Below are 17,718 nucleotides of genomic sequence, written 5' to 3' on the forward strand. Positions count from 1 at the left end.
CAGTGGGCGTGCCAGTGTGGCGGGGGCGGTCGTAATGGGTGAAATCGTGTCGTATCGGGGATGTTCGCTGCCGGATGGCCTGGTTTTGTGCCCCAGTTCAGAGCGTCGGCGCCTGTCCGGGCCTCATCGCGAGCAAGCTCGCTCCCACAGGGTGGACACAGATTCTGTATTCACGACCGATCAAAATGTGGGAGCGAGCTTGCTCGCGATAGGGCGGCCGAGCCAACCAATCCCTCATTTTTTACACTTTCTTTATCCCCCAAGCCCTCTCTCGATCTCGTTCCTTTACAGCCTCCCTGCCGACAATCACTCCACACACGGCACGACGCCGTACCACGGAGAAATCCCATGAGTGTTCTGGACGGGGTGTCGCTGCTGCTGGCAGTGGCGCTGTTCATTTATCTGCTGGTTGCGCTGTTGCGCGCCGATCGGAACTAGGAGCGGCTATGCACGGTTATGACTACGGGCTGATCCTCGCCTTTTTCGCCCTGGTGCTGATTCCGGCACCGTTTCTGGGGCGTTTTTACTTCCGGGTGATGGAAGGCCAGCGCACCTGGCTTTCTCCGATCCTTGGCCCGGTGGAGCGCGGTTGCTATCGCCTGGCCGGTGTCGATTCCAGCGCTGAGCAGAGCTGGCAGAAATACACCCTGGCCATGCTCGCGTTCAACCTGGCGGGTTTTGTGTTGCTGTTTGCAGTTCTGCTGCTGCAGGGCCATCTGCCCCTCAATACCGAGCAACTGCCCGGCATGGAGTGGACCCAGGCCTTCAACACGGCCGTGAGTTTCATGACCAACACCAACTGGCAGTCCTACAGCGGCGAAGCGTCCCTGAGCTACCTGAGCCAGATGGTCGGCCTGACCGTGCAGAACTTCGTCAGCGCCGCCACCGGCCTGGCCGTGCTGGTGGCACTGTGTCGCGGAATCGGGCGCAAGTCCGCCACGACGCTGGGTAACTTCTGGGTCGACATGACTCGCGCCACCCTCTACGGGCTGTTGCCGCTGTGCCTGCTGCTGGCGTTGTTCCTGGTCTGGCAGGGTGTGCCGCAGACCTTCGCGTACTATGTGCACGGGGTCACGATGCAGGGCGCCGACCAAGTCATCCCGCTGGGGCCGGCCGCCAGCCAGATCGCGATCAAGCAATTGGGTACCAACGGCGGCGGTTTCTTCGGCGTCAACTCGGCCCACCCGTTCGAAAACCCGACGGCCTGGAGCAATCTGTTTGAACTCGCGTCAATCATCCTGATTCCCGCCGCGCTGGTGTTCACCTTCGGCCATTACGTCAAGGACCTGCGTCAGAGCCGCGCGATCATCGCCTGCATGCTGGCGCTCTTCCTGATCGGTGGCGCGACGTCGCTGTGGGCCGAATACCAGCCCAACCCGGCCCTGAACAACCCTGCCGTCGAACAGACCGCGCCGCTGGAGGGTAAGGAAACGCGCTTTGGCACCACCGCCACGGTGCTGTGGTCGGTGACGACCACGGCAGCGTCCAACGGCTCGGTCAACGCCATGCATGACAGTCTCAACCCGCTCAGTGGCATGGTATCGCTGGTGAACATGATGGTCGGCGAGGTGATCTTCGGCGGCGTCGGGGCCGGGCTCTACGGCATGCTATTGAACGTGTTGATCGCTGTGTTCCTGGCCGGCTTGATGATCGGTCGCACCCCGGAATACCTGGGTAAGAAGCTGGGGGCCCGAGAGGTGCAACTGTTGGTGGCAACCCTGCTGGTGATGCCCGTCAGCGTGCTGGTGCTGGGTGCCGTCGCCGCGAGCCTGCCCGGGCCTGCCGCAGCGGTGAGCAACCCGGGTGCCCACGGTTTCAGCCAGTTGTTGTACGCCTACACCTCGGCTGGAGCGAACAACGGTTCGGCATTCGGCGGGTTCGGCGCCAACACACCTTTCCACAACCTGATGCTGGGCCTGGGCATGTTGATCGGCCGGTTCGGCTACATCCTGCCGGTGCTGGCATTGGCTGGCAGCCTGGCCTTGAAGAAGAGCGCGCCGATTGGCCAGAACAGCTTTCCCACCCACGGCCCGCTGTTCGTGACCTTGTTGACCGTGACCATCCTGCTGGTGGGCGGCTTGACCTTCCTGCCGACCCTGGCGCTGGGGCCGATTGCCGAACACCTGAGCATGGGCTTCTGAGGACCTGATGATGAATATGCCGATGAGCAAAACCGTCGCCGCCAAGGTGCCGGAACAACCGAAGACCCACCTGTCGGCCCTCTGGCGGCCAGCGTTGGTGCAAGCCTTCGTCAAGCTCGATCCTCGCCAGTTGCACCGGGCCCCGGTGATGCTGGTGGTGGAACTGACCGCGATCCTCACCACCGTGTTGTGCTTCATTCCCGACACTACGGTGCCGACGTTCGTCGCCGCGCAGATTGCGCTGTGGCTGTGGTTCACCGTGCTGTTCGCCAACTTTGCCGAAGCCTTGGCCGAAGGGCGCGGCAAGGCCAGGGCCGACAGCCTCAAGGCCGGCAGCGAAGGCCTCAATGCACGTCGCCAGACCGCCAGCGGCTTTGAAATCATCCCCGCCACCCGTCTGCGCAAAGGCGACGTGGTGCGCGTCGAGGCCGGCGACATGATCCCCGGCGACGGTGAGGTGATTGAAGGCATCGCTGCGGTCAACGAGGCGGCGATCACCGGCGAATCGGCGCCGGTCATCCGCGAGTCCGGCGGCGATCGCTCGGCCGTCACCGGCAATACGCGGCTGGTCTCCGACTGGCTGCTGATACGCATCACCAGCAATCCCGGCGAGTCCACCCTGGACCGCATGATCGCTTTGGTGGAAGGCGCCAAGCGCCAGAAAACGCCGAACGAGGTGGCGCTGGATATCCTGCTGATCGGTCTGACGCTGATCTTCCTGTTGGTGGTGGTGACGCTGCAACCGTTCGCCCATTTCGCCAACGCCAGCCTGCCGCTGGTGTTTCTGGTGGCGCTGTTGGTCACCTTGATTCCCACCACCATCGGCGGGCTGCTGTCGGCCATCGGCATCGCCGGGATGGACCGGTTGGTGCGCCTGAACGTGATCGCCAAGTCCGGCCGTGCGGTCGAGGCGGCGGGAGACGTGCATGTGCTGATGCTGGACAAGACCGGCACCATCACCTTTGGCAATCGGCGTTGTACGGCGGTCTATGCCGCCCCAGGTGTGAGTGCCAAGGAGCTGGCCGAAGGCGCGTTGTTCGCCTCGTTGGCCGATGACACGGCCGAGGGCAAGTCCATCGTCGAGTACCTGCGAGGTTTGCACCCACAGCCCGAGCCGGGCGTCGACGCATTGACGGCCGTGCCGTTCAGTGCCGAAACCCGTCTGTCCGGGGTCGACTATCAGGGGCGCGTCTACCGTAAGGGCGCTGTGGATTCCTTGCTGGATTTCATCGGCCTTGCACGCAATGAATTGCCGCCGGCCCTGGCGCGGGAGGTCGACAAGATCGCCCAGAGCGGCGGTACGCCGTTGCTGGTGTGCGTGGACGGCAAGCTGCTCGGCGCTATCCATCTCAAGGACGTGGTCAAGCCCGGTATCCGTGAGCGTTTTGCCGAGCTGCGCAAGCTGGGGATTCGCACGGTGATGGTCACCGGCGACAACCCGCTGACTGCCGCCGCGATTGCTGCCGAGGCCGGTGTCGACGACGTGCTGGCGGAGGCCACGCCGGAGAAAAAACTGGCGCGTATCCGTCACGAGCAAAATGACGGTCGGTTGGTTGCCATGTGCGGCGACGGCGCGAACGACGCCCCGGCCCTGGCCCAGGCCGATGTCGGCATGGCGATGAACGACGGCACCCAGGCCGCGCGGGAAGCGGCCAACATGGTCGACCTCGACAGCGACCCGACCAAATTGCTGGACGTGGTGCAGATCGGCAAGGAGCTGTTGGTGACCCGTGGGGCGCTGACCACCTTTTCCATCGCCAACGACATCGCCAAGTATTTCGCCATCCTGCCGGCATTGTTCGCGTCGATTTATCCACAGCTCGGCGTGCTGAACGTGATGCACCTGAGCAGCCCGCAGAGCGCGATTTTGTCGGCCATTGTCTTCAACGCCTTGATCATCGTCGTGCTCATCCCTCTGGCCCTGCGCGGCGTGCGCGTGCAAGCGGCAAGCGCGGCGGCGCTGTTGCGGCGCAATCTGTTGATCTATGGCCTGGGCGGGATCCTGGTGCCGTTCGTGGGGATCAAGGCGATCGATATGTTGCTGACGGCGTTGGGGCTGGTTTGACGTAGTTATCGAGATGCACCGCTGACCTTGTGGCGAGGGGATTTATCCCCGTCGGGCTGCGCAGCAGCCCCCAAGCCTGATACCTCAGTGTGTCAGGCAAAACGAGAACGACTGTTTTTGGGGCTGCTGCGCAGCCCAGCGGGGATAAATCCCCTCATCACAAATGTGTTTTCAAACCGAGGATATTTGGATGTCCACTCTGATTCGCCCGGCCTTGAGCCTGTTATTGCTGATGAGCCTGATCACCGGTGTCGCCTACCCACTGGTGGTCACCGGCGTGGCGCAAGTCGCCTTTCCCGTCCAAGCCAACGGCAGCCTGATCGTCGATGCCGCCGGCAAGGTCCGTGGCTCGACGCTGATCGCCCAGGACTTCACCGGCGATGCCTGGTTTCATCCACGGCCATCGGCCGGTGCCTTCGCCACGGTCGCCAGCGGCGCCAGCAATTTCTCCCCGAGCAATCCGGCCCTGGCCACTCGGGTGATCGATGACGCCCGCAAACTTCAGGTGCCGGGTCAGGGCCCGGTGCCACTGGCATTGCTGACCACCTCCGGCAGCGGGCTGGATCCGCACTTGCCTCCGGCGGCAATTGCCTATCAACTGGCGCGTGTCGCCGCCGCGCGCAACCTGCCGGCCTCGACCTTGCAGCAATTGCTCGACGACAATATCGAGCAACCCCTGGTGGGCCCACCGGTGGTGAATGTGCTGGCGCTGAACCTGGCCCTGGAAAAACTGTAGAACCTGTGGGAGCGAGCTTGCTCGCGATGAGGGTGTATCAGTCTCCCTCAATGTTGGCTGACCTACCGCTATCGCGAGCAAGCTCGCTCCCACAGGGGGGCTGAACCTATCCGAAACAAGAGAATCCCCAGCATGAGCGACTCCGGCCGCGCCGACGCACTGTTAGCCAATCTGCCCCGTAACGGCCGTGGTCGGCTCAAGGTCTTCCTGGGCGCGGCCCCCGGTGTCGGCAAGACCTACGCCATGCTGCAAGCGGCTCACACCCAACTGCGCCAAGGCGTGACGGTCATCGCCGGGGTGGTGGAGACCCACGGTCGCAGTGAAACCGAAGCGCTGCTCGGCGGCCTGGCGCAGCAGCCGTTGGTGCGCTCGGAATATCGTGGCGTGATGCTCGAGGAAATGGATCTCGATGGCTTGCTCGCCGCCCGTCCGCACTTGGTCCTGGTGGATGAACTGGCCCACAGCAACGCCCCCGGCAGCCGCCATGCCAAGCGTTGGCAGGACATTCAGGAATTGCTCGCGGCGGGCATCGACGTCTACACCACGGTCAATGTCCAGCATCTGGAAAGCCTCAACGACCAAGTGCGCGGCATCACTGGCGTGCAGGTGCGCGAGACGTTGCCGGACTGGGTCCTGCAGGAAGCCGATGAACTGCTGCTGATCGACCTGCCACCCCGTGAGCTGCTGGAGCGTCTGCGCGATGGCAAGGTCTACGTGCCGGAGCAGGCCCGGGCGGCGATCGATGCGTTTTTCTCCCAGACCAACCTGACCGCGTTGCGTGAGCTGGCGATGCAGACCGCCGCCGCCCAGGTCGACAATGACCTCGCCCTGGGCTATCGACAACTGGGCCAGGCCGCGCCGGCGGTGCGCGGACGCTTGCTGGTGGGGGTGGACGGTGATGTGCGGGCTGAACGCCTGGTGCGCCATGCCAGCCGCGTCGCCCAGCGTCGGCATTTGCCGTGGAGCCTGGTGCACGTGGACAACGGCAGCGCCCGTGACGAGGCCTCGCGCCAGCGCCTGCAGAATGCCCAGCAACTGGCTGAACGCCTCGGCGGCGAAGTGGTGCTGCTGCGGGCCGGCGAAGTGGCCAGGACGCTGATCCAGCACGCCAGCGAACGTCGCGCCACGCTGGTGCTGGTGGGCCAGTCTCGGCCGCGCCTGCGCCGACGGCTGTTTGGCGGCGGCCTCGCTTCGCGCCTGCTGCGCGATGCCCGGGGCCTGGAAATCAACGTGTTGGACAGCGATGAGCAACCGCGTCCCGCCCGCGTGCACTCAGGCGCCGTCCAGACCAGGTTCGATTACGTGCTGGCGTTGCTGGCGACCGTGGTGGCCAGCGCATTGGCCTGGGGAATCTCGGGATTGCTGGCGTTGCCCAATATCTCCCTGGTGTTCCTGATGGCGGTGTTGCTGGTGGCCGTACGCAGCAGCCTCGGCCCGGCGCTGGCCTGCGCGGCACTGTCGTTCCTGGCCTATGATTTCCTGTTCATTCCGCCGAATTTTTCCCTGACCATCCAGCGCGAAGAAGACGTGCTGACGCTGGTGTTTTTCCTGCTCATGGCGGCCCTGACCGGCAACCTGGCCGCTCGTCAGCGCCGCCAGTTGCAGGCCCTGCGCGACACCCAGCAGGAAACCGGCGAACTGCTGGACCTGTCTCGCAAACTCACTGCCGCCACCGACCGCCAGGCCGTGATCAGCGCCGCCGCGCAGCACCTCAATGGTTGGCACGACTTGCAGCTATGCCTGCTCAACCGCGACAGCCAGGGCGGTTGGAAGGTCGAAAGCGGTGAGCCGTTGACCCTCACCGAGGCTGAGCGTGCGGCGGCCGACTGGTCCTGGCAGCACGATCAGTCGGCCGGCGCCGGCACCGGGACACTGCCCTCCGGGCGTTGGTGGTGGTGGCCGTTGTCGGCGGAAGGCGGGCCGCTGGCCTTGCTGGGCGTCTGCCCGAAAGAAGGCCAACCCCTGAGTGGTCAGCGTCGCCGTTTGCTGGCGGCCCTCAGTCAGCCATTGGCCCAGGCACTGGCTCGGGCGCAACTGGCCCAGGACCTTGAAGCGGCGCGACTGCACGGCGAAACCGAGCAACTGCGCAGCGCTTTGCTGGCGTCCGTGTCCCACGATCTGCGCACACCGCTGACCGCCATGCGCGGCAGCATCGACAGCCTGTTGGCGCTGGGGGAGGCGATCCCGCTGGCCGATCGTCGCGAGCTGCTCGAAGGCACCCGCGATGAAGCCGAGCGGTTGGATCGCTACATCCAGAACTTGCTGGACATGACTCGTCTGGGCCACGGCGCCCTGAAACTGGCGCGAGACTGGGTGGCGCCAGCCGACATCGTTGGCAGTGCGCTGAATCGCCTGCGAGCGGTGCTGGCGCCCCTGGCGCTCACGGTCGAGGTGCCCGCTGAATTGCCCTTGCTGTATGTGCATGCGGCGTTGATCGAGCAGGCCCTGGTGAACGTGCTGGAGAACGCGGCGCGGTTCTCGCCAGCCCAAGGACGCCTGCTGCTGAGCGCCGGGGCGACCGGCAATGAGATATTTTTTGCCGTGGCCGATGAAGGCCCCGGGATCCCTGAAGACGAGCGAGAGAAAATCTTCGATATGTTCTATACCGCCGCGCGCGGTGATCGGGGCGGGCAGGGCACAGGGTTGGGATTGGCGATCTGCCAGGGCATGGTCGGTGCCCACGGCGGGCGAATCAGCGTGGCCGATGGCCTCGACGGACGCGGCACCTGCATCACGTTGCACTTGCCGTTGCAGGCGCAACCGGGCATGGACGATGAAGCTTGAGCCTGGCTGAGATACTCTCTTGTCACTTGCGTGCCTTTCCACCAGATTGCAACGAACGAACCCCATGAGCCAGACCGCGACCCTTTTGGTCATCGATGACGAACCGCAGATCCGCAAATTCTTGCGCATCAGCTTGAGCTCCCAAGGCTACAAGGTGCTGGAAGCCGGCACCGGCGCCGAAGGGCTTGCCCACGCGGCGCTGAACAAGCCCGATCTGCTGGTGCTCGACCTGGGCCTGCCGGACATGGACGGCCAACAGGTGTTGCGCGAGTTTCGCCAATGGTCGACGGTGCCGGTGCTCGTGCTCTCGGTGCGGGCCAGCGAAGCGCAGAAAGTCGAGGCGTTGGACAACGGTGCCAACGATTACGTGACCAAGCCGTTCGGCATCCAGGAATTCCTCGCCCGCATCCGCGCCTTGTTGCGCCAGGCCCCGGCCGGCGAGCTACAGGAAGCCGCGCTGAAGTTCGGCCCGCTGACGGTGGACCTGGCCTATCGACGGGTGTTGCTGGACGGCACCGAAGTGGCCCTGACCCGTAAGGAATACGCCGTCCTGGCTCAATTGGCACGGCACCCGGGGCGGGTCATCACCCAGCAGCAACTGCTCAAGGACATCTGGGGGCCGACCCACACCGAAGACAGTCACTACCTGCGGATCGTGGTCGGTCACCTGCGTCAGAAGCTGGCCGACGACCCGACCCGACCGCGGTTCATCGTGACCGAGGCGGGGGTTGGGTATCGGCTGTTGGGGGAGGGTGCTGTTTAGCCACAAAATTTCAAGCCGGCACTGTTGTGGCGAGGGGATTTATCCCCGCTGGGCTGCGAAGCAGCCCCAAAAAGCTTCAGACATGATTTTTACCTGACACACCGCGTGTTCAGGTTTTAGGACTGCTTCGCAGCCCTGAGGGGATAAATCCCCTCGCCACAGGAGGCCTGTGATCACATTCAATTCTGTTCACGCTCATAGCGATCCAGGGTATCGCTGGCAATCTCCCGTCCCAGGGCGATCAACTCCGGCGCTTTGTAGAATTCGAAAAAACGGCACACCCGCTTCGGCACGTTGATCAGCACATCCGGCGGGTAACCGGCGATCTTGTATTGGGCCAGCGAGGTCTGCATCACTTCGAAGCTCTGGTTGATCAAGTCCAGCAACGAAGCCGGGCCGACGTTATCGATGATGAATGAGCCGGTGGCGGATTTCGGTGCGCCTTCGTTCTCTGGCGCGGCAGCCGGTTGTTGGCCCTCGGGCTCGGCCGAGTCGATCCATGGGTTGATCTCGGCGGCCTCGGCCTTCAAGGCTTCCTGTTCCAGCAGCAACAACTGCTCGGCCTGCTTGCGGCGAAACGGCAGGCGCGAGCCCAGGGAACTGACCAGGGTGTCGAAGCGGCGCCTGAACGCGGCGGGGCGCGGGATCACCGGTAACCGGTACTGTTTCTGGTTGGTGGCGTTGAGGTTGACCGCGATGATCAAGTCGCAGTGGCTAGACACCACCGGCACGATCGGCAACGGATTGAGCAGGCCGCCATCCACCAGCATGCGATTGCCTTGCATCACGGGTGTGAACAGGCTGGGAATCGCCGCCGAGGCGCGCATGGCCTGGTGCAGGCAGCCTTCCTGGAACCAGATTTCCTGCTGGTTGGTCAGGTCGGTTGCGACGGCGGTGTAGGGGATGCGCAACTCTTCAATGTTGAGTTCGCCGACGATCTTGCGGATTTGCCCAAAGACCTTCTCGCCGCGGATCGCTCCCAGGCGAAAACTGACGTCCACCAGGCGCAGGACATCCAGGTAATCCAGGCTTTCGATCCAGTTGCGATACTCATCGAGCTTGCCCGCCGCATAGATCCCACCCACGACAGCCCCCATGGAACAGCCAGCGATGCAGGCAATGTCGTAGCCACGTCGTTCGATTTCTTCGATCACCCCGATATGGGCATAGCCCCGGGCGCCACCCGAGCCCAATACCAATGCGACACGTTTTGTCATGACCCGGCCTCTTGTCGAACAGACTTCAACAATGCACTCATCGACGGCTCGGCTCAATCGTTGTGGCGCAGACGTCGTTTTTTGACACGCTGCGACGGCATTTGCGTATGCTCGGCCACACTTGAATTTACGCGGTCAAGCAAGGCACTTTTCGCCGTTGCCACCGTCTTAACAGCACGACTGTTGACCTGACCTGAGGTGTTACTGATGAAAGCCCGGATCCGCCTGCCCTTGGTGGCATCTTTAATGATTTTGGCCCTGGCCGGTTGCGCAGGCAAAACCGCTTACCGCGACAGTTGTGGCAGCCAGCTCGACAGCGCCTGGCGTGAATTGGACCTGGCCAAGGCCGAAGGCTTTGCCGGCACCGTCAGCTACTCCAAGGCCTTGTCCCTGCTGACGGGCGCCAAGACCCAGCAGCAATTCGAAGCCTTCGAAGGCTGCTCCAAGAAAGCCGAGAAGGCGCGTTTCTACATCCGCGAATCCCGCGCGGGACGATAAAGGTAGCAGCCAGTTTCAAGGGACAAGCTGCAAGAGAATGCTACACCGCTCCTCACTTGCAGCTTGAAGCTTGAAACTCGACGCTGCGTATGGAGTACGCCCCATGATCGATCGGCTGGTGGCCCGCATATTGGGCCTGGAAGTCCGTCTGTTGGCCTGTCAGGCCCGCTTGAATGCCCACACCGACAGCGAAGCGCTGCATGACCTGCGGACCACGGTACGCCGTTTGCGCAGCCTGCTTCGTCCGCTGCGTGGGTTGCCCGGCGTCGAACAACTGGAAACGGCGGCTTCGGCGGTGGGCACCCTGACCACGCCCCTGCGCGACCGGGAAGTGTTGGCGGCCTACCTTGAACAACATGGCCTGGCCGAGGCGGCGAGGCGACGCCAGATACAAATGGCCGATGCCTATCCCGCCGTGGCCGCGAGTGTTGAACTGGCCCAGTTGCTGATGATGCTCGATGCCTTCCCACGTTTCATTCGCGCCGCCCAGCGTGAGGGGCTGCTGAAGGGCTTGCGTAAACGCATCGAAAAGCGCTTGGACAAACAGTGGAAGAAACTCGGCGAAGCCCTGCGTGATCCCGCCCATGACCGTCACCGGTTGCGCCTGCTGATCAAGCGCGTGCGCTACGCAATCGAAGCTTACCCTGAGCTCGACCGCCTGCCCGAAGCCGCCATGCCACGGCTCAAGTCCGCCCAGGGCGCGCTGGGTGACTGGCACGATTGCTGGCAATGGCTGGCCAGGGCTCAGGAAGAAACCGATCTGCAAGCTTGCGTGCCCACCTGGCACGCCACGATGGAAAAGGCCGAGGCCAAGTCCGACAAGGTGCTCGACAAGCTGATTGCCAGTTGCTTCGAAAAATCCTGAATTCCCCATTCCCCCTGTGGGACCTCCCTCTTGTGGGCTGGGGGGGATTCAGGATCCTCGGCTTTTCTGTCAGCCTCTTTGGCCGGAATGAGCCCTGTGCCGCCCTGCCTGGGCTGGTTAAGATGCCGTCATCCTTTTCCCCCGTTTTCGAGGTCGTCATGCGCTTTTCCGAGTTGATCGATGCCGTGCGCCGGCAGCCAGGTGCGGTGACCATCGCGCCGGAGTGGGGCCAGGGCCGGGCCACTTTTGGCGGGTTGGTGGCGGCGCTGCAATATGAGGCGATGCGTGCCCAAGTGCCGGCGGATCGCCCGGTGCGTTCCCTGGCGATTACCTTCGTCGGCCCGGTCGAGCCCGACGTGCCGGTCAGTTTCGAAGTCGACGTGTTGCGAGAAGGCAAGGCGGTAAGCCAAGTGTTGGGGCGCGCGGTGCAGAACGGTCAGGTGGTGACCGTGGTGCAAGGCAGCTTTGGTGCCTCGCGCTCGTCCGTGGTGGCGGTGCTGGCCGATCCCGCACCGGAATTCAAGAGCGTGGAGCAATCCCAGGAGCTGCCTTACGTCAAGGGCATGACCCCGGAGTTCATGCGGCACCTGGCGATGCGCTGGAGCGTCGGCGGCGTGCCATTCAGCGGCAATAAATCCCGGAGCATGGGCGGTTGGGTGCGCTTGCGCGGCGATGTGCAGGAGGAGCCGCTGAACGAAAGCCATATCCTGGCCTTGGTGGACGCCTGGCCCCCGGCGTTGTTGCCTCACCTCTCGCAAATGGCCCCGGGCAGCACGCTCACGTGGACCATCGAGTTCGTCCAGCCGCTGCTGGACCTCACGACCCTGGACTGGTGCAAGTACCTGGCCGAGATCGAACATGCCCAAGACGGCTATGGCCATATTGCCGCGAAGTTCTGGAGCGCCGATGGCCGCTTGATCGCTCTGAGTCGGCAGACGGTAACGATCTTCGGGTAAGGCCGCTTCGGCTAAGGTTTACGGTGGTGACGGTGGCGATCACGCCAGGCGCGCCACCAGCCACCGCTGAAAAAGAACCGCGGAAAAGTCAGGAACTGCTCCACCAACAGGCGTGACACGGTATCCTTGCGATCGCTGAACGGCTCGGAGGCCTGGGCCTCCAGGCTGTGTCCGTGACGCTGCAAGCCGAGTGCCGCGAGCAGGCCGATGACGCCGATGGCGATGTCCCCCAGACTCAAGCTGAACACGCCCGTCACAATCAGCAGAAACGCGATGATGAACAGCGGCACGGCAATCAGGTGCAACACCAGGTTGGTGGGGTGGCGATGATTGTCGGGGTAGGCGCGCCATTGCCAGGCTGGAAGATTGGGGTGACGTTTGCCCATGATGCTATTCCTCGATTCGTGTGCACTTATGCTTGAAGAATAGGTGCCGACCAGGGCGCCTGCGAATCGAGGTTGGTTATCGGGGCGATAGAGTTTCAAAGGTTATATTTGAGTTGACTGTACTGGCCTCTTCGCGAGCGAGCTCCCACATGGGGTCTGTCGGGTTAACAAACTTTTTTGTCCGACTCGATCCCATGTGGGAGCGAGCTTGCTCGCGAAGGCCTCCTCAAAGTTTGAGCTGCCCGATCGCCTTGCTCAACTCGCCCGCCAACGTTGCCAATTCATCGCTGGTGGTGGCTGAGTCGACGGTCTGGCGCACGGTGTTTTCGGTCACGTCGCGAATGCTCACCACCGCCCGGTTCATTTCCTCGGCGACGTGGCTTTGCTGCTCGGCCGCGACCGCGATCTGGGTGTTGCTCTCGCGCATTTGGGCCACCGCTGCGGTGATCTGAGCCAGCGCGTCGCCGGCCTCGCGGGCCTGTTGCACGCAATCGTCGGCCTTGAGCGAACTCTCCTGCATGAAGTCCACCGCGTCCCGGGTCCCGGCTTGCAAGGCCGCGACCATGACGGTGATTTCATCCGTGGAGGCCTGTACCCGTTTGGCCAGGTTGCGCACCTCGTCGGCCACCACGGCAAAACCTCGGCCCATTTCCCCGGCCCGCGCCGCTTCGATGGCCGCGTTCAGGGCCAGCAGATTGGTTTGCTCGGCGATGCTGTGGATCACATTGACCACGCCGTTGATCTTCTGACTGTCTTCGGCCAGGCGCTGGATCATTTCGGCAGTCTGCTGCACCCCCGACGACAATCCGGTGATCGACAGTTGCACCCGACCGACCACTTCGTGACCGTTGCCGGCCAGGGTGTCGGCGGTTTTCGACAGGTCGCGGGTGGCGCCGGCGTGTTGGGCGATGTGATAAACCGTGGCGGACATTTCGTTGATCGCCGTGGCTGCCTGATCGGTTTCGCTTTGTTGGCCGAGCATGCCGTGGCGAACATCGTTCATGCTCGACGCCAGGCGCGCCGCACCACTGTCCAGCTGCCGGGCAGTGCTGGCGACGGTGTCGACCACCCGTTGATAACCGGCCTGCATGGCGTTGAACGCCGCCGCCATCTGGCCCACTTCGTCCTCGCAGGCCAGAGGCACGCGGGCGGACAGGTCACCGGTTTTTTCCACATGCAGCATCACGTCTTTGAGCGTGTTGAGCTGGCTGAGCAAAAAGCGGATCAGTAGCTGCGAGGCGCCCAACATTGCCAGCATCAACACGAACACGGCCATGGCGTATTGCCTAAAGCGTTCAGCGAACACTTGGCTCAGGCTTACACCTCGGGCCAACACCGCGAGTGACTGTCCGTCATCTCGACGGATCACTTGGGCACCCAGCAACGGATCGTCGCCAAGCAACGGCCCGGCATCGAGTTCGACCCAGCCATCGACCTGAGCCAGCGAAGGTAACGGCCGTTCGTTGAACACCGGGACCTGGTCGCGCTGGAATGCCAAGAGACCGTCAGCCCTGGGCAAGGGTTGCCCGGCAGGCCAGGCCTTGAGCACTTGTGCTTGGACCTGGGCGTTTGCCTGGGCTGCGTGGTTGCGCGCCTGCTGTTCGAGGTGCACCGCGTAGAGCACCAGCAGCAAGGTGGTGATAAAGGCGACCGCATTGACCGCCCAGAATTTGTATTTCAACGAGATATTGCTAAGCCAGGCACCCATGGAAGGTCTTCTCTGATAGCGGAAACAGCATTGGCAAGGTGCCATTATTCTGCCGCTATTCAGGTGTCGGGATTTTGATGTGGGTCAACAGAGGTCTAACAGACAACGAAGTCCTCTTGTGGGAGCGAGCTTGCTCGCGATAGCGGTGTGTCAGTCAGCCAATGTGCAGGCTGATACGCCACTATCGCGAGCAAGCTCGCTCCCACAGGGATTTGCAGGGGTCAGGAGATCGTGGGCAACCCAAAGAACGTCCGGGCGCAGGCGCTGCTGTGGGCTGCCAGGTCTTCCCGGGTTTCGCCCCGGTGCAAGGCCACTTCGCGCAGGACTTCCGTCAGGTAGGCCGGCTCGTTGCGTCCGTTCTTGGGTTTGGGCCGCAGCGTGCGGGGTAGCAGGTAGGGCGCGTCGCTTTCGAGCATCAGCCGGCCACGGGGTATTTCGCGCACCAATGGGTGCAGGTGCGTGCCCCGGCGTTCGTCGCAGATCCAGCCAGTGATACCAATATGCAGGTCGAGATCGAGGTAGCTGAACAACGCCTTTTTTTCCCCGGTGAAGCAGTGCACCACGGCCGCTGGCAATTGATCGCGAAACTCCCGGAGGATGTCCAGCAAGCGCTGGTCGGCGTCGCGCTCATGCAGGAAGACCGGTAATTGCAACTGGGCCGCCAGGGCGAGGTGTTCCTCCAGGACCTTTTCCTGCTGGGGGCGGGGCGAGAAGTCTCGGTTGAAATCCAGCCCGCATTCACCCACCGCGCGCACGCGGCTGTGCATCAGCAGGTCCTTGAGGTGCCGGGCGCTGTCGGCGGTCCACTCGCTGGCGCTGTGGGGGTGAATGCCGGCGGTGGAAAACAGTCGTTCCCCGGTCTCGTCGAGGTGTTGGCACAACTCCAGGGCCTGTTCGCTGCCCTCGATGCTGGTGCCGGTCAAGACCAGTTGGCAGACCCCGGATGCATAGGCGCGCTCAAGCACCGCCTGGTATTTGTCGGTGAAACTGGGGTTGGTCAGGTTGACGCCGATATCGATGAGTTGCATGGTGCTACCTCGGCCCAAAGGCCGGAAAGCATATCAGAGCTGTAGATTTATAAGAAAAGCCAAGAACTACAACGAGTTGAGGCTGTCTGTTAAGGCCGCGAGACACATAGGGTTGGTATAAATGCCATCACTGTGCCAGTCTTCCGCACTTTTTCAGCGCCCCAGGCGCTCTGTTTCTGTCGACTCAGCCTCGTTTTTCACGGAGGCGGTCCGCAGTGTTCCTTCCGGAGAGTGGATGACACGTCCCCAGGTATTGTTACTGTTGTGTTGTTCGCTGCTGTTGCCGATACCGGCCGAAGCCCGGCTGCCCGGGCCGGTGCAAGCGGCGGCGCCGGGCACGGTGCGCGACCTGGCGCAGATCCGCAGCAGCCGTGTGTTGAAGGTTTTGGTCAACCAGAGCCGCAACAGCTCCGGTGAAGTCCAGGGGCAACCCATTGGCGTCGAATACCATCGGCTGCGCGCCTTCGAGCAATACCTCAACGGCCACGCCCGGGACGGCCAGGAAATTACCCTCAAGATCATTCCCAAGGCCAAGGACCAATTGCTCGGTGCCTTGCAGCGCGGGGAGGGCGACCTCGTCGCGCCGGGCGAGCTGCTCGAACCTCAGGCCGGCCATGCCGTCAGCGCCAGCAATCCGATCCGTACCGACGTGCCTTTGCTGTTGGTGGGCATCAAGGGGGAGAAGCGTTACACGCGTGTGGAGCAACTTTCCGGCAAGACACTGGCCCTGCCCAACGGCAGTGCGGCCGGGGATGCCGTGAGCCAGATCAACCAGAAACTGGCGCTGCTCAAGCTGCCGCCAGTGAAGATCGAATGGGTCGATCCTACCCTGGCTGTGGAAGATGTCCTGGAGATGGTCCAGGGCGGGATTTTCCATTTGACCATCGTCGAGCAACCTATTGCCGAGCGCTGGAGCAAGATCCTGCCCAAGCTGCGCTTCGACCGCCAGGTGCTGATTGGCGAGCCGGGTGACGAGTATTGGTTCGTTCGCCGTGACGCCGCCATGCTGCGGGCGAGCATCGACCGGTTCCTGGTGACCTACAAGGTGCCCTCCAACCAGGACGCGGCGTTTCTGCGCATCTACCGGCGTTTGTATCAGGTCCACTATCCGCTGGCCCGGGCCAACCGCCAACGCCTGGAAAACTTGCGTCCGGTGCTGCAAAAGCATGCCGATGCCCAGGGCATGGACTGGCTCAACCTGGCGGCCCTGGCGTTCAAGGAATCGGCCCTGCAACCCAATGCGCGCAGCGGTGCAGGCCCCACCGGCCTGATGCAGATCACTCCGGCGGCAGCCCAGCGGGTCGGGGTCGATAACATCCAGAACGTGGACGCCAATGTGCAGGCCGGCGCCAAGTACCTGGCCCTCATTCGTCGCAAGTTCTTTGCCAGCCCCAAGCTCAACGAGCGCGAGCGCATGGCCTTCGTCCTGGCGGCCTACAACATGGGCCCCGAGCGCGTCCAAGGCATGCGAGCCGAGGCCCGGCGACGGGGGCTGAACCCCAACCAATGGTTTTTCCAGGTCGAACGCATTGCCATGGAGCAGGTAGGAATGGGCGCCGTCAGCTATGTTAATAGTGTGAATAAGTACTATCTGGCGTTTGATCGTGAACGGGAGTCCTTGGAACCGAAGGAGCAAAAGGTTGCATTGCGTAAGTGATCGAATAAATTGATTGGTATTACGGATTTTTTCCGCTTTTAACATGAATTTTATTGATTAATATAGCGGCCAACTCTCTACTACTCCCAAGGAATGACCTTATGAGCACTCTCATCAACAAAGTTCTGTTCACCCGCGCCGGCTATGGGTTGACTGTCCTGCGCATCGCCGTCGGTGTCATCTTTGCCGCCCACGGCTCACAGAAACTCTTTGGCCTGTTTGGTGGCTACGGCCTGGCAGGCACGGCGCAGTGGATGGAAAGCATCGGTCTGACCCCGGGCTATGTGATGGCGACGCTGGCGGGCGGTACGGAGTTTTTCGCCGGGCTGGCGCTGATCGTCGGTCTGCTGGCGCGTCCTGCGGCACTTGGCCTGGCCTTCCTGTCGCTGGTGGCGATTTTCTCCGTGCACATCGGTAACGGCTTGTTCATGGCCAACAACGGTTATGAGTTCGCCCTGGCCTTGCTGGCGGGCAGTATTGCCGTGCTGATCGAAGGGGCGGGCAAGCTGTCGGTCGATCGCGCCATCGCGGGTTGAGTGCACGGTTGGAACCCGAGGCCCGTCTTGTACGGGCCTTTTTTTAGGTTCTTCACGGATTACCGGGAAAGACGCTCTTGATCTTCATGAAAAAGAATTCGCTATCCCGGTAACCGTACGCCATCCGCTTGATGACCTTTATTCGATTGTTTATTCCTTCCAACTGACCGGTGTGCATCGGCCAGCGAACCCGGCTCACGATGCCCCGCCAGTAACCCTTTAGCCGTTTGGCGAACTGGATCAGAGCTGGTATTTCGCTTTCATGCGCATGGCGCAGCCATTGCTTCCAGGCCGATCGCCAACCCCAGGCAGTACTCGGGGTCCAGAGTGTTTTGAGTTCAGCCTTCATCAAGTAGACCGTCATCAACGCTTGGTTGG

Annotated in this window: 16 protein-coding genes; 11 read left to right on the forward strand and 5 right to left on the reverse strand. The window is 62.6% G+C overall.

The genetic code is table 11. The features are described from left to right. Positions 1–348: 348 nt before the first annotated feature. From kdpF to BLP82_RS11490, 6 genes are all read left to right on the forward strand, one after another. The gene (gene kdpF, locus BLP82_RS11465) at positions 349–438 is read left to right on the forward strand and encodes a K(+)-transporting ATPase subunit F (RefSeq protein ID WP_003218754.1); all 90 of its coding nucleotides are present in this window, start codon (positions 349–351) and stop codon (positions 436–438) included. 8 nt (positions 439–446) lie between these two features. Next, positions 447–2,141 (forward strand): potassium-transporting ATPase subunit KdpA, encoded by a 1,695-nt coding sequence (gene kdpA / locus BLP82_RS11470; RefSeq protein WP_092167570.1) that lies wholly within the window; start codon positions 447–449, stop codon positions 2,139–2,141. A gap of 10 nt (positions 2,142–2,151) precedes the next feature. Further along, positions 2,152–4,206 (forward strand): potassium-transporting ATPase subunit KdpB, encoded by a 2,055-nt coding sequence (gene kdpB, locus BLP82_RS11475; protein WP_092167573.1) that lies wholly within the window; start codon positions 2,152–2,154, stop codon positions 4,204–4,206. A gap of 190 nt (positions 4,207–4,396) precedes the next feature. After that, positions 4,397–4,942: a potassium-transporting ATPase subunit KdpC gene (gene kdpC, locus BLP82_RS11480; protein WP_092167575.1), complete on the forward strand. Its 546-nt coding sequence runs from the start codon at positions 4,397–4,399 to the stop codon at positions 4,940–4,942. Positions 4,943–5,074: 132 nt separating this feature from the next. Then, positions 5,075–7,726: a sensor histidine kinase gene (locus tag BLP82_RS11485; RefSeq protein ID WP_092167578.1), complete on the forward strand. Its 2,652-nt coding sequence runs from the start codon at positions 5,075–5,077 to the stop codon at positions 7,724–7,726. A gap of 64 nt (positions 7,727–7,790) precedes the next feature. Then, positions 7,791–8,489, forward strand: a complete 699-nt coding sequence (locus BLP82_RS11490) for a response regulator (protein WP_092167580.1) — start codon at positions 7,791–7,793, stop codon at positions 8,487–8,489. Between the two features lie 179 nt (positions 8,490–8,668). On the opposite strand, the gene BLP82_RS11495 is transcribed toward BLP82_RS11490, so the two are convergent. Then, positions 8,669–9,706 (reverse strand): patatin-like phospholipase family protein, encoded by a 1,038-nt coding sequence (locus BLP82_RS11495; RefSeq protein ID WP_092167582.1) that lies wholly within the window; start codon positions 9,704–9,706, stop codon positions 8,669–8,671. Between the two features lie 207 nt (positions 9,707–9,913). On the opposite strand from BLP82_RS11495, the gene BLP82_RS11500 reads away from it, so the two are divergent. The 3 genes from BLP82_RS11500 (at position 9,914) to BLP82_RS11510 (ending at position 12,025) form a co-directional block, all read left to right on the forward strand. Beyond that, positions 9,914–10,204: a hypothetical protein gene (locus BLP82_RS11500; protein ID WP_060738562.1), complete on the forward strand. Its 291-nt coding sequence runs from the start codon at positions 9,914–9,916 to the stop codon at positions 10,202–10,204. 103 nt (positions 10,205–10,307) lie between these two features. Continuing rightward, positions 10,308–11,069, forward strand: a complete 762-nt coding sequence (locus BLP82_RS11505; protein ID WP_092167585.1) for a CHAD domain-containing protein — start codon at positions 10,308–10,310, stop codon at positions 11,067–11,069. Between the two features lie 158 nt (positions 11,070–11,227). Further along, positions 11,228–12,025: an acyl-CoA thioesterase gene (locus BLP82_RS11510; RefSeq protein ID WP_092167614.1), complete on the forward strand. Its 798-nt coding sequence runs from the start codon at positions 11,228–11,230 to the stop codon at positions 12,023–12,025. Between the two features lie 11 nt (positions 12,026–12,036). Here BLP82_RS11510 and BLP82_RS11515 read toward each other — a convergent pair whose 3' ends face one another. The 3 genes from BLP82_RS11515 to BLP82_RS11525 all read right to left on the reverse strand — a co-directional run bounded on the left by BLP82_RS11515 (position 12,037) and on the right by BLP82_RS11525 (position 15,147). Further along, on the reverse strand, positions 12,037–12,411 hold the full coding sequence (locus BLP82_RS11515; RefSeq protein ID WP_092167587.1) for a terminase: 375 nt from the start codon (positions 12,409–12,411) through the stop codon (positions 12,037–12,039). Positions 12,412–12,637: 226 nt separating this feature from the next. Beyond that, complete coding sequence (locus tag BLP82_RS11520; protein ID WP_092167590.1) at positions 12,638–14,119, reverse strand: methyl-accepting chemotaxis protein; 1,482 nt, start codon at positions 14,117–14,119, stop codon at positions 12,638–12,640. Positions 14,120–14,340: 221 nt separating this feature from the next. After that, on the reverse strand, positions 14,341–15,147 hold the full coding sequence (locus BLP82_RS11525) for a TatD family hydrolase (RefSeq protein ID WP_092167593.1): 807 nt from the start codon (positions 15,145–15,147) through the stop codon (positions 14,341–14,343). Between the two features lie 235 nt (positions 15,148–15,382). On the opposite strand from BLP82_RS11525, the gene BLP82_RS11530 reads away from it, so the two are divergent. Together BLP82_RS11530 and BLP82_RS11535 are read left to right on the forward strand one after the other, a co-directional pair. Further along, positions 15,383–16,804, forward strand: coding sequence for an MltF family protein (locus BLP82_RS11530; RefSeq protein WP_092167596.1), 1,422 nt, complete (start codon positions 15,383–15,385; stop codon positions 16,802–16,804). Positions 16,805–16,905: 101 nt separating this feature from the next. After that, positions 16,906–17,340, forward strand: a complete 435-nt coding sequence (locus BLP82_RS11535) for a DoxX family protein (protein ID WP_092167599.1) — start codon at positions 16,906–16,908, stop codon at positions 17,338–17,340. Between the two features lie 52 nt (positions 17,341–17,392). On the opposite strand, the gene BLP82_RS11540 is transcribed toward BLP82_RS11535, so the two are convergent. Continuing rightward, positions 17,393–17,718, reverse strand: a 326-nt coding sequence (locus BLP82_RS11540; RefSeq protein WP_139197840.1) for a transposase, incomplete at its 5' end; no start/stop codon positions are given.

Source organism: Pseudomonas sp. NFACC37-1, assembly GCF_900101575.1.
Lineage (GTDB): Bacteria > Pseudomonadota > Gammaproteobacteria > Pseudomonadales > Pseudomonadaceae > Aquipseudomonas > Aquipseudomonas fluorescens_AA.

Bases quoted from the DNA above. Each gene is read 5' to 3' on its own strand.
- BLP82_RS11505 (WP_092167585.1), top strand. From the start codon at position 10,308: ATGATCGATCGGCTGGTGGCCCGCATATTGGGCCTGGAAGTCCGTCTG.
- BLP82_RS11515 (WP_092167587.1), bottom strand. From the start codon at position 12,411: ATGGGCAAACGTCACCCCAATCTTCCAGCCTGGCAATGGCGCGCCTAC.
- kdpF (WP_003218754.1), top strand. From the start codon at position 349: ATGAGTGTTCTGGACGGGGTGTCGCTGCTGCTGGCAGTGGCGCTGTTC.
- BLP82_RS11525 (WP_092167593.1), bottom strand. From the start codon at position 15,147: ATGCAACTCATCGATATCGGCGTCAACCTGACCAACCCCAGTTTCACC.
- kdpB (WP_092167573.1), top strand. From the start codon at position 2,152: ATGAATATGCCGATGAGCAAAACCGTCGCCGCCAAGGTGCCGGAACAA.
- BLP82_RS11520 (WP_092167590.1), bottom strand. From the start codon at position 14,119: ATGGGTGCCTGGCTTAGCAATATCTCGTTGAAATACAAATTCTGGGCG.
- BLP82_RS11485 (WP_092167578.1), top strand. From the start codon at position 5,075: ATGAGCGACTCCGGCCGCGCCGACGCACTGTTAGCCAATCTGCCCCGT.
- BLP82_RS11490 (WP_092167580.1), top strand. From the start codon at position 7,791: ATGAGCCAGACCGCGACCCTTTTGGTCATCGATGACGAACCGCAGATC.
- BLP82_RS11495 (WP_092167582.1), bottom strand. From the start codon at position 9,706: ATGACAAAACGTGTCGCATTGGTATTGGGCTCGGGTGGCGCCCGGGGC.
- kdpC (WP_092167575.1), top strand. From the start codon at position 4,397: ATGTCCACTCTGATTCGCCCGGCCTTGAGCCTGTTATTGCTGATGAGC.
- BLP82_RS11530 (WP_092167596.1), top strand. From the start codon at position 15,383: ATGACACGTCCCCAGGTATTGTTACTGTTGTGTTGTTCGCTGCTGTTG.
- BLP82_RS11510 (WP_092167614.1), top strand. From the start codon at position 11,228: ATGCGCTTTTCCGAGTTGATCGATGCCGTGCGCCGGCAGCCAGGTGCG.
- kdpA (WP_092167570.1), top strand. From the start codon at position 447: ATGCACGGTTATGACTACGGGCTGATCCTCGCCTTTTTCGCCCTGGTG.
- BLP82_RS11535 (WP_092167599.1), top strand. From the start codon at position 16,906: ATGAGCACTCTCATCAACAAAGTTCTGTTCACCCGCGCCGGCTATGGG.
- BLP82_RS11500 (WP_060738562.1), top strand. From the start codon at position 9,914: ATGAAAGCCCGGATCCGCCTGCCCTTGGTGGCATCTTTAATGATTTTG.